The sequence below is a fragment of the Bradyrhizobium sp. UNPA324 genome (assembly GCF_006658635.1).
GTDB classification, from domain to species: Bacteria; Pseudomonadota; Alphaproteobacteria; order Rhizobiales; family Xanthobacteraceae; genus Bradyrhizobium; species Bradyrhizobium nanningense.
Genome location: NZ_LFJD01000004.1, coordinates 6,204,874 through 6,218,584, shown reverse-complemented (window position 1 = coordinate 6,218,584; position 13,711 = coordinate 6,204,874). Strand labels below are relative to the sequence as shown.

Below are 13,711 nucleotides of genomic sequence, written 5' to 3'. Positions count from 1 at the left end.
CACAGCTAAATGGCCGGGGATCGTCGAAACTCTTGGTTCGGAAGGCTACCCCTGGGAGAGGTCCGGCGGCCGCAAAATTTTTTCTGGCTGGCCTCTTGAAACCAACTTTCCATTTTCTAAGTCGTTTTTCGCCGCGAGAGCGGTGTGCCGGACGCCAGATCGGGTCCGGTGCGGGCGCCGGGCCGGTCTTCCGACCCCGTCTGAGACCCCGTCCTGCGCTCCTTCGTATCCATCTTGCTCTCAGGAGGACTTGGTTATGAGGACCAGTTTCGACTTCGCGCCCCTGTGGCGTTCCACCATCGGCTTCGATCACCTGGCCGACCTCGTCGACAGCACGCTGCGCCAGGCAACCGAGGACAATTATCCCCCCTATAACATCGAACGCTCCGGCGAGGACCATTACCGGATCAGCCTTGCGGTGGCAGGCTTCGGCGCCAGCGACATCACGGTGATGGCCGAACAGAACGCGCTCACGATCGAGGGCAGGAAACCCGAGACCGCCGCGCGGGAATATCTGTACCAGGGCATCGCCGCACGGCCGTTCCGGCGTGTGTTCAACCTTGCCGACTATGTCCAGGTGAAGCAGGCTTCGTTACAGGACGGACTGTTGATCATCGACCTGGTCCGCGAGGTTCCGGAAGCGATGAAGCCGCGTCGGATCCCGATCGCGGGTGCCGCGCCTGCGGCCTCGCAGATCGAGCAGAAGAAAGCGGCTTAAGCTTCCGAGCAAGCGAGATGGTGGAGCGCGGCGCGCCACACGTGGGCCGCGCTTCCCCGATGCATGGAGGAGAGAACCATGGCTTTTCGTGATCTCATTCCCTGGTCAGGGAAACAGGAGCTTAGCCCTGCGCGCGACAATTTCGATCCCTTCCTGACCCTTCACCGCGAGATGAACCGTCTGTTCGACGACGTCTTCCGCGGCTTCGGCGGGACCAGCCTGTCGCCGCTGATGGAAGGCCGATTCGGCTGGCCGAGGGTCGAGCTCAGCGAGACCGACAAGACGCTGACCGTCTCGGCCGAGCTTCCCGGCCTCACCGAGAAGGACGTCCAGGTCGAGATTGCCAATGGCGTGCTGACTCTCCGCGGCGAGAAGAAGGCGGAGCGCAACGGCGAAGGCAGATACTTCACCGAGCGTTATTACGGCGCTTTCGAACGTCAGATCCCGCTGGAGGGCGTCGAGGAGGACAAGGCCGAGGCATCGTTCAAGAACGGCGTCCTGACCGTGTCGCTGCCGAAATCCGAGAAGGCGCGCGAAGGCGTCAAGCGCATCGCGATCAACACGCAATGAGTGAAAGCGGGACGGCGGCGATGGCCGCCGCCGTCCAAACGTCAACAAGCCCGTCCCTTGGAAAGGAGCATGAGGGGAGGTTCACCAATGACCAACGTCAATACCAACACCGGCACTCTCAATCCGCTGTTTCATCCCGCGGCCCATTACGACTCGCCCGCCGACGTTCTGAATGCGGCCGACCTCTCTCCGCCGGAGAAGCGGATCATCCTGTCGTCCTGGGCATCCGACATGTACGCGGTCGAGTCCTGTCCCGCTCTGCGTGAGATCCCCGGAATGAGCCACACGGTCCGGCTCGCCGACATCCTGGCCGCCCTGCGCAAGCTCGACGGCGACAATGACAACGACGATCCGCCGCGCGGCGGCGGCGTGCCGATGCGGCTGCGGCGGCCCTGGGCCGCCGCCGAGGGGCGAAGCCCATGATCCTCACGCAGACCGTTCTGGGACTCGTGCTGCTCGGCCAGGCCTCGGCGGCCTGCGCCGCTCCGCTCCTCGCCATGCAAGGCTGGATCCTCGCGTCACGCGACGAGTGAAGCCACCCCGTTCTCCGATATCCATACAATGCGGCAGGAAGAAAGATGAATGCTGTGCGTCCGCTCTTGCTGGCGATGCTGGTGCTGACGCTCACGGCGTTACAGCCTGCTGCCGGCCAAATCCCCGACATGAAGACCGGCGGCTCGGTGCCGACACTGGCGCCGCTGGTGGGCCGGGTGACACCCGCCGTGGTCAACATTTCCGTGCACGGCCGCGTGCGCGAGGACAATCCGCTCTATCGCGACCCGCTGTTCCGCGAGTTCTTCGACGTTCCCCGGCAGATCGAAAAGGAGGTCAGCGCGACCGGCTCCGGCGTGATCGTCGATGCCGAGCGCGGTTATGTGCTGACCAACAATCACGTGGTCGAAGGCACTTCCGCGGTCCAGATCACGACCAAGGACGGCCGGCAGTTTTCCGCCAAGGTGGTCGGGCGCGATCCGCCGACCGACGTTGCAGTGCTTCAGATCCAGAACCCGGCGGGCCTCAAGGCGCTTCCCTTCGGCGACAGCGATGCGCTCGACGTCGGCGATTTCGTGCTTGCGATCGGCAATCCCTTCGGCCTCGGCCAGACCGTGACCTCCGGCCTCGTCAGCGCGCTGGGCCGCACCGGTCTCGGCAAGCAGGGCTACGAGGATTTCATCCAGACCGATGCCGCGATCAATCCAGGCAATTCCGGCGGAGCGCTGGTGAGCCTGCGCGGCGAGCTGGTCGGTATCAACTCGGCGATCATCTCGCCTGCGGGCGGCAATGTCGGCATCGGCTTTGCCATTCCGGTCAACATGGCGCGCAAGGTGATGGAGCAGATCGTCGTGAGCGGCCGCGTCGAGCGCGGTCGCATCGGCGTCTCGCTGAAGGACCTGCATCCGTCGATCAACAAGGGACTGAACCAAGGCGCCGTCATCGCCGAGATCGTGGCGGACTCGCCCGCCGAGAAGGCCGGCCTGCGCAAGGGCGATATCGTGACCGCAGCCGACGAGCGCCCGATCCGCACCGCCGCCCAGCTCCGCAACACGATCGGCCTTGCACGCGTCGGCGAGGAGGTGAGGCTCACTCTGCTGCGCAACGGTGCGCCACTCACCGCCACCGTGCGCGTGGCGCCGGCGACTGAACCGAGCGCGCTTGCAGGCCCCAATCGCCTCGTTCGTTAAAGCATGATGGGATGAGGCTTGATTGCCGCGATGACGGAGGTGCACTCCCTCTCCCGCTTGCGGGAGAGGGCTGGGGAGAGGGTGTCTCCTCAATGGGACAATCTCCAAGAGGAGAAAGCCCTCTCCCGGCGCGCGGGACGATGCTTCGCATCGCCCGGGACGCGCCGACCTCTCCCGCAAGCGGGACAGGTGAACGAGCCCGCGGCAATCGATTCAACCTAAAGCTACTCCGCTCTAGATCGCAGTCCGCCAAAAGGAAAGTGGCTCGCCCCTGCAGCGGTCATAGACCGCATGCTCTCCCCTGCTCAGGCGGCGCGGTCATCCGGCCCGCCTTGCAGGTCGCGGATCAGCCGACGCTCGCGCTCGATGCGCTGCCGATAAAGCTCGCGCTCATGCTCGGTCTTCGCGCTTGCAAGCAGCAGCTCGTAGTGGCCGATCACCTTTTCGCTGCCGCGAATGAGCAGGTCCCGCTGACTGTTCATCGCGCCAACCCGATCGCATCGGCCGGCAGTCCTGAGGCGCGGAAGCCGACAGGGAAAGTCGCCGCGGTCAGCGCATCGAGCGCCGACTTCTCTTCTGCCAGGCGTCTCTCGATGAAATTGCGCTCCAGCTGCGACAGCCTTGTCTTCAGCAGCCGTCGATAGCGGTGAATGTTGTTGCGGTGCGCACGTATGCGGGCCAAATTCTCATCGAGCATCGTCGTCTCTCCAGACGGTCGCGTTGGGTCCTTTGATTTTTCGAGGGTGAGAAAGTGCTTTCTCGGTGAAAGAAATATTCAACGCGAAACCGCTGTCAAGATGTTCGAAGCTCGCACCCGGCCATCCCTGTTGCGGGCACGCTGAAGATCGACTATCAGCCGGAGCGGCGCGCTTGACGCGGCCCAACGACAAGGAGGGGAGCCCCTGCAATGAAACGGACCTCACCGACGCGACGCGATCTGCTTGCAACCGCAGCGGTCGCGACCGCGGCAACCATGGCGGACGTCGTTCCGGCCCCAGCGCAGGCCGGGCCCAAGCCGATCTTTCCGGTGCCGATGGTGACCGTCCCCATCGTCGGCGAGAAAGAGGTGTTCCAGGTCCGGCGTATCTACTGCATCGGGCGCAACTATGCGGCACATGCGATCGAGCGCGGCTCGGATCCGAACCGCGAGCCGCCGTTCTTCTTCCAGAAGCCGACCGACGCGATTCAGAACGTCGCGATCGGCGAGGTCGCCGATCATCCCTATCCGTCGCTGACCAAGAACTATCATCACGAGGTCGAGCTGGTCGCCGCGCTGAAATCCGGCGGTACCAATATCACGGTCGATAAGGCGCTCGACCACGTCTATGGCTACGCGCTCGGCCTCGACATGACCCGGCGCGATCTGCAGAACGGCATGGCGGCGGAGAAGAAGCCCTGGGAGATCGGCAAGAGTTTTGACCACGCCGCGGTGCTCGGCCCAATCCATCCGGCCAGCAAGACCGGCCATTTCGAGAAGGGCGCGATCTCGCTGGCCGTCAACGGAACGGTCAAGCAGAACTCGGATCTCAGCAAAATGATCTGGAGCGTGGCCGAGCAGATCGCAAAGCTGTCGGAAGCGTTCGAACTGAAAGCCGGCGACATCATCTATTCCGGTACGCCGGAAAATGTCGGTCCCGTCGTCAAGGGCGACGTGCTGCTGTGCAAGCTCGAGGGCCTGCCGGACATGTCGATCAAGATCGTGTAGCTGCAAGCTGCCGCTGCAACCGCCGGTTGGCGGCGGAAGCCCTGCGACGGCGGAGTTCCACCCGCCGATTGCCTTTTGTTGGCCGGCAAGCGAACCTCGTGCGGCCATAATTGAGAACGAGTGAATTCCCGCGAGGGAGGCGCTCCGATGACCAAAGCTCTGATTACTGCTGTCGCAATGCTGGCCTGTGTGCCCGTGAGCGCGGTTGCGCAGGAGCGCGCCGGTGATGCAGCGCTCGGCGCGGTATCCGGCGCGGTCGTGCTGGGACCGGTTGGGGCGGTCGCCGGAGCCTTGATCGGCTACACCGCCGGACCTTCGATCGCCCGATCCTGGGGCATGAGAGGGTCGCAGTCGGCCGGACACCGGCGGCCGCCGCGCCGCGCGGCCGCGACCAGGAGCCCGCCAGGCACGCGCGAGGCGATGGTAGCCAACGGTCAAGTGAGAGCAGCCGCCAATCCGGCTCCGCCGCCGGTTCAAGCTGCGCCCGCCGTGCCGGCGCAGAGCTCGACGCCGCCCGTTCAGGGCTTCGACTGAGACCGCGGCTTCGAGCGGTCGCCTTCGGCCGCAGCCGGTCGACGTGGCGGGCTTGCGCCCCGAACTAGGGCTGGCCGAGGATCTTCTTCGCGGCGCGGAGATGCGGCCTGTCGATCATCTGGCCGTCGAGCCGCAGCGTGCCGGAATTCGGATTGCTGGCGAACGCCGCAATCACCTTCTCCGCCCAGGCCCGTTCGGCGTCCGTCGGCTCGAACGCCGCATTGACGATGTCGACATGCTTGGGATGGATCAGCGCCTTCGCCGAAAAACCGTCGCGCCGCGCGGCGCGTGTCTCCTGCTCGAGGCCGGCGAGGTTGTCGATGTCGGTATAGACGGTGTCGATCGGCGCGACCTCGGCCGCGGCCGCTGCCATCAGGCAGAGATCGCGTGCGAGACGATAGGGGCTGTGGAACACGCCACCTGAGGCTTTTGCGGTGGCGCCGAGCGAAGCCGAGAGGTCTTCCGCGCCCCACATCAACCCGGCGAGGCGAGGGGAGCAGCCCTTGTAGCTGCCGAGGCCGAAGATCGAGCTTGCCGTCTCCGTCGCGACGCAGACGATGCGGGTCGTGCCGACCGCGATACCGGATGCAGCTTCCAGAGCTTCGAGCCAGGTCGCGACCAGGCGCACGTCGTCGCCACCCTGCGATTTCGGCAGCACGATGCCGTCGGGCCTGCCAGGCAGCACCGCGGCGAGATCGGCCAGCGTCATGCCGGTATCGAGCGCGTTGACGCGAACATAGAGCTGGTGCGGGCCGGAACGCTTCCTCAGCATCGCCAGCGTCAGGGTGCGGGCTTCCGGCTTCTTCTCGGCGACGACGGAGTCTTCGAGGTCGATGATCAGAGCGTCGGCCTTGCCTTCGCTCGCCTTCTCGAATTTGCGCGGGGAATCGCCCGGCACGAACAACATCGAACGCATCAGACCGGCCTCTTGTGCATCATCGCCATGCGGCGGCATTTGCCGACGATCTCGTCATTCTGGTTCAAGGCATGGTGCTCGAACTCGACGATGCCCGCTCTCGGGCGCGATTTGGATTCCCTCAACGAAAGCACCTTCGTCGTCGCCCGCAAGGTATCGCCATGGAAGACCGGTTTTGGAAACGTGACGTCGGTCATGCCGAGATTGGCGACGGTGGTGCCCAAGGTCGTATCATAGACCGTCATGCCGATCATGATGCCGAGGGTGTAAAGGCTGTTGAAAATGCGCTGGCCGAACTCGGTCTTTTCGGCGAAATGGGCGTCGATATGCAGCGGCTGCGGGTTGAGCGTCAGCAGGCTGAACATGGGTGTTGTCCATCTCGTGACGGTCCGGGTCAGCGGATGCCTGAACTCCTGGCCCACGGAGAAGTCTTCGAAATAAAGTCCGGCCATCGCGGTTTCCTCCCTGCGAAATAACGGGCGCGCTCCTGGCGTCATGCCGCATGAGCCTATGCATCGTAGACACAGTTGATGGACAAATTCACGTATCTGTACCCGGGGTTTTCGAGCTAAAGAACGCAGGCGAGGGCACGTCGCGGCGCAACAAGCGGCCACGGCCCTTGCGGGGGGAACGCGAGAGACGGGAGATGGCGCGGTCGCGGCTCCCAAGAAGGGGATCAAGATCATGGATTTCGCGCTCACCGATCAGCAGGAAGCCATTCGCGATGCCATCGCCAAGATCTGCGAAGGCTTTCCCGATGCCTATTGGCTGAAGAAGGACCACGACGGCGGCTTCCCGCACGACTTCCACAAGGCGCTGGCGGATGCCGGCTGGCTCGGCATCTGCGTGCCAGAGGAATATGGCGGCTCGGGGCTCGGCATTACCGAAGCTGCGATCATGATGCGCACGATCGCGGAATCCGGCGCCGGCATGTCCGGCGCTTCCGCGGTGCACATCAACGTGTTCGGCCTCAACCCCGTCGTCGTGTTCGGCACCGAGGAGCAGCGCAAGCGCATGCTGCCGCCGATGGTCGAGGGCCGCGAGAAGGCCTGCTTTGCCGTCACCGAGCCCAATACCGGCCTCAACACCACGCAGCTCAAGACCCGCGCGGTCGCCAAGAACGACCGTTACGTCGTCAACGGCCAGAAGGTGTGGATCTCGACCGCGCAGGTCGCGCACAAGATCCTGCTGCTCGCACGCACCACGCCGCTGGAGGAAGTGCGCTCGCCGACCCACGGCCTCAGCCTGTTCTACACCGATTTCGACCGCAACAGGATCAAGGTCCACGAGATCGAGAAGATGGGCCGCAAGATCGTCGATTCCAACGAGCTGTTCTTCGAAGATTTCGAGATCCCGATGGAGGATCGGATCGGCGAGGAAGGCAAGGGTTTTCAGTACATCCTCGAAGGCATGAACCCCGAACGTATCCTGATCGCGGCCGAGGCGGTCGGCCTCGGCAAGCTGGCGTTGGCGCGCGCGACCGAATACGCCAAGACGCGAATCGTGTTCAATCGCCCGATCGGCAAGAACCAGGGCATCCAGCATCCGCTCGCGGTGAACTGGGTCGAGCTCGAGGCGGCCTGGCTGATGGTGATGTCGGCGGCCTGGCAATACGACAAGGGCATGCCCTGCGGCGCCGCGGCCAACGCCGCAAAGTACCTTGCGGGCGAGGCCGGTTTCTCGGCTTGCGAGCAGGCCGTGATGACCCATGGCGGCTTCGGCTATGCCAAGGAGTTTCACGTCGAGCGTTATTTGCGCGAAGTGCTGATCCCACGCATCGCGCCGGTCAGCCCGCAGCTCGCGCTCAGCTTCATCGCCGAAAAGGTGCTGGGGCTCGCCAAATCATATTAGGCTCGGCGCCCGGGAAAGATCGCGATGAATCTCGCTCACCGCCGCTAGCTCAATTCATCATCGCGAGCGTCGGACGCTGGCTCTCGCTGGATCCGATGATCCCCGGAAGATCCGTCGCCTCGCCGGCGATCATGTGCGACATGCCCCAGAACAGGTGAGCGAGGCGTGAGAACACCAGCCGCTCGCGCTCGGCAGGAACGGTGCCAACAGGGATCGTGACGGTCTCGAGGCCAACGACCTTCTTGAAATCCGGCCAGATCGTCATCGACTGCGCGATCACGGAGTAGCAGCGCGGATCGTCATCGCTCTCGTCGGGCGCGGACGGCAGGCCCGGATATTGCGTCGGCGCGGCGTAGAATTTGTAGGCACCATAGCCGAGCTTGAGCAGGAATTTCTCGGGCACGGCGACGTCGGCGGCGAAAGATACCAGCCGCGCCTCGCTCAGCACGTTTAGGTCGATGGCGCCGAGGTCCGATGCGCGGAGCGCCGAGCAGAAGGCGAGGTCGCGATTATGCTCGCGGAGCAGATTGGCCAGCGGCTGCTGCTGTTGCACGGTGTCGGTGAGCAGGATGATGGTCTTGAGCATCTCTGATATCCCTCAGGGGAAAAGTTGGCGTGCGGTCATGACCGCATCCTCGGACGCGTGTGCGGCGAAGAAGTCGTTGGCGATGCGCTGCCCCGGAGCGATCTCCAGGATGCGGTATCGCGCCAGACCGGCGGCTTCACGCGCGACGCCGACGTCGTCCTGCCAGGCGCAGAGCGACAGCTCGAGCCGGCCGTATCCGCCGCAATCGGCGGCATAGGCGCCGGTCACGGCCTCGACGGTCGCGGCGACCGCACCCGCGTCGCTGGCCGAGACGTCGCGCAGGATCACGGCGATGCCGCCTCTGGTCTCGGCCTTCGAGGTCATCACCATGAAGGCGTCGCGGGCGCCGGTGCGGCCGGCGCGGCGGGCCGCGCGCAGGATGCCGGCAAAGCCGGGATCGGGACCGAGCTCCAGCGTCGTCGTCTGCTGGTCATGCAGGATCGTGGCGCGCGAGGCTCCGAGGTCGCCTTGCAGTGCGTGATAGGTGCGCGGCAGCCATACGGTATCGAGCGGCACCTGCGACGAGGTCAGGCTCCAGGCCTGATCCAGCAAATAGCCCTCCCAGACCGCGGGATAGGCGGCCGCAAGTTGCTGCCAAGCGTGAAGCAGCCGTTCCGCATGGGCGGAGCGGCCGAGATAGAGCGTGCGCGCCGACATCTCCCAGCGATTCCACTTGTGCAGGGCGACGTCGCAGCCGAGGAAGGCGGGAAGCAGCGGCGCGCCGCGCAAGGTCGCACCGGCATCGACGAACAGCAGCGGCTCGCGATACTTGTTCCACATCCGCACCATGAACTCCGCTTTCTCGAAGCAGAGCAGGCGGTCGTCTAGCTGGGTGTCGATCGGTTCGATATGACAGTCGAGCTGCAGGCGTTCGAGCGAATGGCGGAGGCGGCGCGGCGCGGCCTCGTCGCCGCCGCGCGGATGGCAGGAGACGATCCGCGGCCGGAGGGGGGAGGTATCGGCGGCGGCGAAGAATCTCGACCAGCCGATGCCGCCCCACCACATCTCGTGCGGGCCGTCGGCTCCGCAGGGGCCAACGGTGCCGAACTCGGTCAGCTTGGACTTGAGGAAATCGAAGCCGGGGTTCTCGCTTCTGGGAATGACGACGGCGCAGGCTGGATTGAGCGAACGGTAGAACAGCTCGGCCGCCGCGCCGCTCAGTGGCTCCTTGAGAATGATGACGCCGTCGTGCCGCCCGTCCGGGACGCCATCGAGCGTCGGCGCGCCGTACTGGCCGACCAGCCAGCCCAGGCGGTCGTGCTGGGCCCGGCCGAGCTTGATGCCGCCGGCTTGCAGCAACTGGTCAAGATTCGCCTGCGTCGCGTCCCGCAATTCCATGCCCCCTCGTAAGCCCTGGGATTTCAACGGCCGGGGCGGCGCGATCAGGCGCACTATTTGGAGCCGGGGTGATCGCGACGGAGTAGACCGCGATCTCCTGCGTCATCGGGCTGACCGGGATCAGCAGGCAACCGTCTTCAGTCTCGGCGCGATAGTGGCCGCCATTCCGCTGCACGCCGGCGTAGATCAGCCCGTCAGTCGCGATGGCGACAACCTCCTGGCTCTCGGCGGCATCACGAACGTCGTCGCCCCGCTGCAGGGTTACGCCGTGAAGCAGGCCCTCGGGCGCAAATTTCGCCAGCGGCAGTGCGATCATGGTGATCGCCATGCGACGCGACAGGGGAATGCGCAGACGCAGCTCGCCAAGCCCGGTGCGGTGAACGGTCACCCCCTCCAGCGCTGCGCCGCCGTCGGCGCGGAACAGTCCGACCTGGACTGGGCCGGCGGGCCGTTCCTCAAAGACGTCAGCAGGCAGGCGGTTGGCGCCGAACAGCACGTAGAGATAATTATAGGATGGCGACAGGCCGGCGAAACTGCCCGCGAGCCACATTGGCGGCGCGGCGGCCGTGCAGGCTGCCGAGAGGCCGCGGGCGGTGATCTGGTTGCGCACGAACGGCCCATCGAGCAGCGGCGCGAGCGCGTGAGTGCCGAGATTGACGTCGTGTTTCAACGTGCCGAGCAGCGCGAGCTCGTCATCGTCAGGCAGCAGCAGAAGCCGGCCCAGCGTCGCCGCGCACCAGCTCGCCGCGACATCGGGTGCGGCATAGGGATCGAGGTCGTAGTCGCGGGCGACACCGTCCGCGCTGCCTGCGAAAGCCAGTGCGCCGGCCTGGATCTCCGCGGCAATCGCCACCTGCTCCGGAGGACGCGGATTGATTTCGCGCAGCACCGCGCCGCCGTCGTAATCGCACACCGAGCCGTCCGCTGAGCAGCAGGCCTGCTCCAGCAACGCGACATTGCGGATCAGCATGCGCTTGACGTGAGGCGTGACGACGAGGTCGGAAATGAAGCCCGCCGCGCTGTCCTGCTCGGCGAGGTCGTCGAAGGCGTCGTCGAGCGACATCAGATAAGCGCCGTGGAGGCGGATCTCGATGCCTTCGAGGTCGAAGATGCGGCGCAGCGCCTTCTGCACGCTGCCGGAATAGCCGAGATCGGCGATGACGAGGTCGGTGCAGTCGTCGAAGCCGGGGATGGTCTGGCGGAGATAGGCGAGCAGCCTGGCGCGCAAGCCCGCGGCGAGCGCGACGATCTCAGCCGGATCGATCAATCCGGGAAGCGCCTCGGCTAGCTCTGCGCCGGAGGCAATCCCGTCCGGAAAGCCGGCAAAGAATGCGGCGACTTTCGCCGGCATGATCTTCACCATGTCGTGGAAGGTCGGCGCGTCGATCTTGAGTACCTTGCCGAGCAGATCGACGAGTGGCTGCATCGTATCGGCCGAGGCGATCAGGCTGACGCGGCGGTTGATCTCGAGATAGGCCGATGTGGCGTCACGTAGCTCCTGCCGGATCCGGTGCGACAGGAAACCGTCGCGGCCGAGAAAGCCGAGCGCGACCTTCCGGCCGGGACCCGCAATCTCCTCGCAGCGCCGCGTCACGAAGGCGTCGAACGCGGCCATCGCCGGGCCGAGCACGGTCAGCCCGAGGTGGAAGGCTTGCGACCTCTTGGCGCTGCGCGCGGCGACCATGCGCCGCAGCGTTCGTGCGCCATGATCGAGCCTTGACGGCGCGCCACCGCACAGCAGCTCGAACAGCGCCGTCTCGCGCTGAAACTTCGAGGCGAGCTGCGCAGTCGCCTGCGGATAATAGCGGGGATGAATGCCGTGGCGCCTCGCCCCCTTGATGTCGGCCTTCTCATTGTCGCCGACGTGAAAGGAAGCACCGGCGTCAATGCCCTGCTCGGAGACGTAGGTGGCGAACAACGCTTCGCTCTTGCCGCTGCCATGGTCGCAGGACGCATAGAGGAAGTCCCAGGTCAGCCCGGGACGGCAAGCCCGCAGCAGCCGGGCCAGCCGGCCGGAGTCCCAATAGGTGTCCGAGATGAATCCGACGCGATGGCCGGCGCGTTTCATGTCCAGATATTGCTTGAGCATGTCCGGGTTGACGCGGCAAAGCTCGACCTCGGCGGTGAACTCGGCTTCGACCAGATCATTCAGGTCGGTTCGTGACAGACCGAACAGCTTGAATGGAAAACAGGAATAGATCTCGTCGATGCGCACTTCGCTCGCGCCGCGTTTCTCCTTCGCAGTCCGGCGCGCACGCGATTCGGCCTGGATGCGATGTTGAACGAAACTCGCGGAAACATTCGGACAAGGTCGTGAAATGCCGGATAGCTCGTAAGTCCTTTCAAATACGCCGTCCGGCGTCGTGCATGCGCGCAACAGAAATGTATCGAAAACATCGAACGACCAAGCAGAAACAATTTGCGCGCGGCGCTCCGCGCCGACCGTAGCTAACTTCATGCTGCAATTCCCCGCCCACTGGGATGATTAACGTGCGCATGCGTCGGGTCAGGCGCCACAAATGCAAAAAAAACTTCACGCGCGATTCAAAATCGCGTTCGTCGCGACTGACAGATTCAAAAAAATCGCTAGGTTCGAAAAAGGTGATTCGGAAAAAATTGCCGAGTGCGGAAGTCGTCTCTCGTTCAGTCACGCTCGGAAACAATCGCTTCTTGATGCGCCACGCGCGCGTCGCGTTCGATCACCTAGTGCCGAGTAATGTCTGCGTTTTCTCCCACATGCATCTGTTCAGGATGGATGATCCGCCATGGCGCGAGACGATGTGATGATTGCAGGATCGATGCGCGAAGTTCGCGCGCGGTCGGCAGTTGTTGCCCGCCACTCGGCAAAATTGACCGGCTAACATCTTGAAAAACAACAAAAAATCTTCGCCTGGATCGCTTCATTGGCCCGTTCAACGCCTGGAAGCCGTGTGGCATGTGCGCCCCCGGCATTGCGGGTTGGAGGTTGCGGGATGAGTTACGCTGCTGATGTCATGGCGCCCGCCGAGGCCGGGATTGCGACAACGGTGTCGGCCGAAGCGGCGGTGCCGATGATGCCCTCAGTGCCGCTCGCGCCGGACGGCGCGCCTGTCGCCGACGACGTCGTCTATGATGAAGACAGCGAGCTGCTCGACAAGCTCGCGACCGGCGACGAGGTTGCCTTCCGTATGCTTGTCGAGCGCCACATCGATCGCGCCTATGCAATTGCGCTGCGCATCGCCGGCAACGCGGCGGACGCCGAGGACGTGGTGCAGGACACCATGCTCAAGATCTGGAGCCATCGCGGACGCTGGCAGCATGGCCGCGCCAAGTTCTCGACCTGGCTGTACCGTGTCATCTCCAATCGCTGCATCGATCTGCGCCGCAAGCCGCGCAACGAAAACGTCGACACCGTGCCGGAGGTCGCCGACGGCCAGCCCGGCGCGGTCGAGATCATCGAGCGTAACGAGCTGAACGACATGCTGGAACTGGCGATGCAGCGCCTGCCCGAGCAGCAGCGCATCGCGGTGATCTTCTCGTACCATGAGAACATGAGCAACGGCAAGATCGCTCAGGTGATGGACACGACGGTGGCCGCCGTCGAGTCGCTGCTCAAGCGCGGACGCCAGCAGCTTCGCCAGCTCCTGCGCAAGCACGAGCGCGACATCCGCACCGCGTTTACCGACTGCTAACCATAAAATCGCGCCAGCGAAAGCTTTCGCGCCTGATCTCCGTGCACTCCGTCGTTTGAGCGAACGGACGGGGCTGCGGTCCGCGTCGTCGTAAGTCGATTTCAACGATGCGGCACGCCATGCCCATCAGCACAGGAGCT

15 protein-coding genes are annotated in these 13,711 nt (G+C 64.5%); 8 read left to right on the top strand and 7 right to left on the bottom strand.

Annotated elements, in window-relative coordinates; genetic code table 11:
• The first annotated feature begins 256 nt into the window (after positions 1–256).
• From UNPA324_RS29745 to UNPA324_RS29730, 4 genes are all read left to right on the top strand, one after another.
• The gene (locus tag UNPA324_RS29745; protein WP_141937477.1) at positions 257–718 is read left to right on the top strand and encodes an Hsp20 family protein; all 462 of its coding nucleotides are present in this window, start codon (positions 257–259) and stop codon (positions 716–718) included.
• 78 nt (positions 719–796) lie between these two features.
• Complete coding sequence (locus tag UNPA324_RS29740; protein ID WP_141937475.1) at positions 797–1,288, top strand: Hsp20/alpha crystallin family protein; 492 nt, start codon at positions 797–799, stop codon at positions 1,286–1,288.
• Between the two features lie 87 nt (positions 1,289–1,375).
• Positions 1,376–1,711 carry a hypothetical protein gene (locus tag UNPA324_RS29735; RefSeq protein ID WP_141937473.1) on the top strand — a complete coding sequence of 112 codons (336 nt, stop codon included), beginning with the start codon at positions 1,376–1,378 and terminating at the stop codon, positions 1,709–1,711.
• Positions 1,712–1,866: 155 nt separating this feature from the next.
• Entirely contained in the window at positions 1,867–2,970 is a 1,104-nt protein-coding gene (locus UNPA324_RS29730; protein ID WP_141937471.1) for a trypsin-like peptidase domain-containing protein, read from the top strand.
• A 305-nt stretch (positions 2,971–3,275) separates the two neighbouring features.
• On the opposite strand, the gene UNPA324_RS35400 is transcribed toward UNPA324_RS29730, so the two are convergent.
• On the bottom strand, positions 3,276–3,452 hold the full coding sequence (locus UNPA324_RS35400) for a hypothetical protein (protein WP_164936352.1): 177 nt from the start codon (positions 3,450–3,452) through the stop codon (positions 3,276–3,278).
• Positions 3,449–3,667 (bottom strand): hypothetical protein, encoded by a 219-nt coding sequence (locus tag UNPA324_RS29725; protein WP_128920180.1) that lies wholly within the window; start codon positions 3,665–3,667, stop codon positions 3,449–3,451. The genes UNPA324_RS35400 and UNPA324_RS29725 overlap by 4 nt, the downstream gene beginning before the upstream one ends.
• Before the next feature lie 210 nt (positions 3,668–3,877).
• Between UNPA324_RS29725 and UNPA324_RS29720 the strand changes: the two genes are divergently transcribed.
• Together UNPA324_RS29720 and UNPA324_RS29715 are read left to right on the top strand one after the other, a co-directional pair.
• The gene (locus UNPA324_RS29720) at positions 3,878–4,675 is read left to right on the top strand and encodes a fumarylacetoacetate hydrolase family protein (RefSeq protein WP_141937469.1); all 798 of its coding nucleotides are present in this window, start codon (positions 3,878–3,880) and stop codon (positions 4,673–4,675) included.
• A gap of 147 nt (positions 4,676–4,822) precedes the next feature.
• Positions 4,823–5,209 carry a hypothetical protein gene (locus UNPA324_RS29715; RefSeq protein WP_141937466.1) on the top strand — a complete coding sequence of 129 codons (387 nt, stop codon included), beginning with the start codon at positions 4,823–4,825 and terminating at the stop codon, positions 5,207–5,209.
• A gap of 64 nt (positions 5,210–5,273) precedes the next feature.
• On the opposite strand, the gene UNPA324_RS29710 is transcribed toward UNPA324_RS29715, so the two are convergent.
• Positions 5,274–6,125: an HpcH/HpaI aldolase/citrate lyase family protein gene (locus UNPA324_RS29710; protein ID WP_181769563.1), complete on the bottom strand. Its 852-nt coding sequence runs from the start codon at positions 6,123–6,125 to the stop codon at positions 5,274–5,276.
• Positions 6,125–6,622 carry a MaoC family dehydratase gene (locus UNPA324_RS29705; protein ID WP_349630220.1) on the bottom strand — a complete coding sequence of 166 codons (498 nt, stop codon included), beginning with the start codon at positions 6,620–6,622 and terminating at the stop codon, positions 6,125–6,127. The genes UNPA324_RS29710 and UNPA324_RS29705 overlap by 1 nt, the downstream gene beginning before the upstream one ends.
• Positions 6,623–6,809: 187 nt before the next feature.
• Here UNPA324_RS29705 and UNPA324_RS29700 point away from each other — a divergent pair, with 187 nt between their 5' ends.
• A complete protein-coding gene (locus tag UNPA324_RS29700; RefSeq protein ID WP_128920176.1) occupies positions 6,810–7,976 on the top strand; it encodes an acyl-CoA dehydrogenase family protein in 1,167 nt (388 codons plus the stop codon).
• Positions 7,977–8,025: 49 nt separating this feature from the next.
• Here the strand turns inward: UNPA324_RS29700 and UNPA324_RS29695 are convergent, their stop codons facing one another.
• The 3 genes from UNPA324_RS29695 to UNPA324_RS29685 are packed head-to-tail and all read right to left on the bottom strand — an operon-like array spanning position 8,026 to position 12,358.
• Positions 8,026–8,562: a hypothetical protein gene (locus tag UNPA324_RS29695; RefSeq protein WP_128920175.1), complete on the bottom strand. Its 537-nt coding sequence runs from the start codon at positions 8,560–8,562 to the stop codon at positions 8,026–8,028.
• Positions 8,563–8,574: 12 nt separating this feature from the next.
• Complete coding sequence (locus UNPA324_RS29690) at positions 8,575–9,900, bottom strand: hypothetical protein (RefSeq protein ID WP_141937460.1); 1,326 nt, start codon at positions 9,898–9,900, stop codon at positions 8,575–8,577.
• Positions 9,866–12,358, bottom strand: a complete 2,493-nt coding sequence (locus UNPA324_RS29685; protein WP_246667244.1) for a hypothetical protein — start codon at positions 12,356–12,358, stop codon at positions 9,866–9,868. Before UNPA324_RS29685 ends, UNPA324_RS29690 begins: the two co-directional genes overlap by 35 nt.
• Positions 12,359–12,872: 514 nt before the next feature.
• On the opposite strand from UNPA324_RS29685, the gene UNPA324_RS29675 reads away from it, so the two are divergent.
• Complete coding sequence (locus UNPA324_RS29675) at positions 12,873–13,571, top strand: RNA polymerase sigma factor (protein ID WP_141937458.1); 699 nt, start codon at positions 12,873–12,875, stop codon at positions 13,569–13,571.
• Positions 13,572–13,711: the final 140 nt, after the last annotated feature.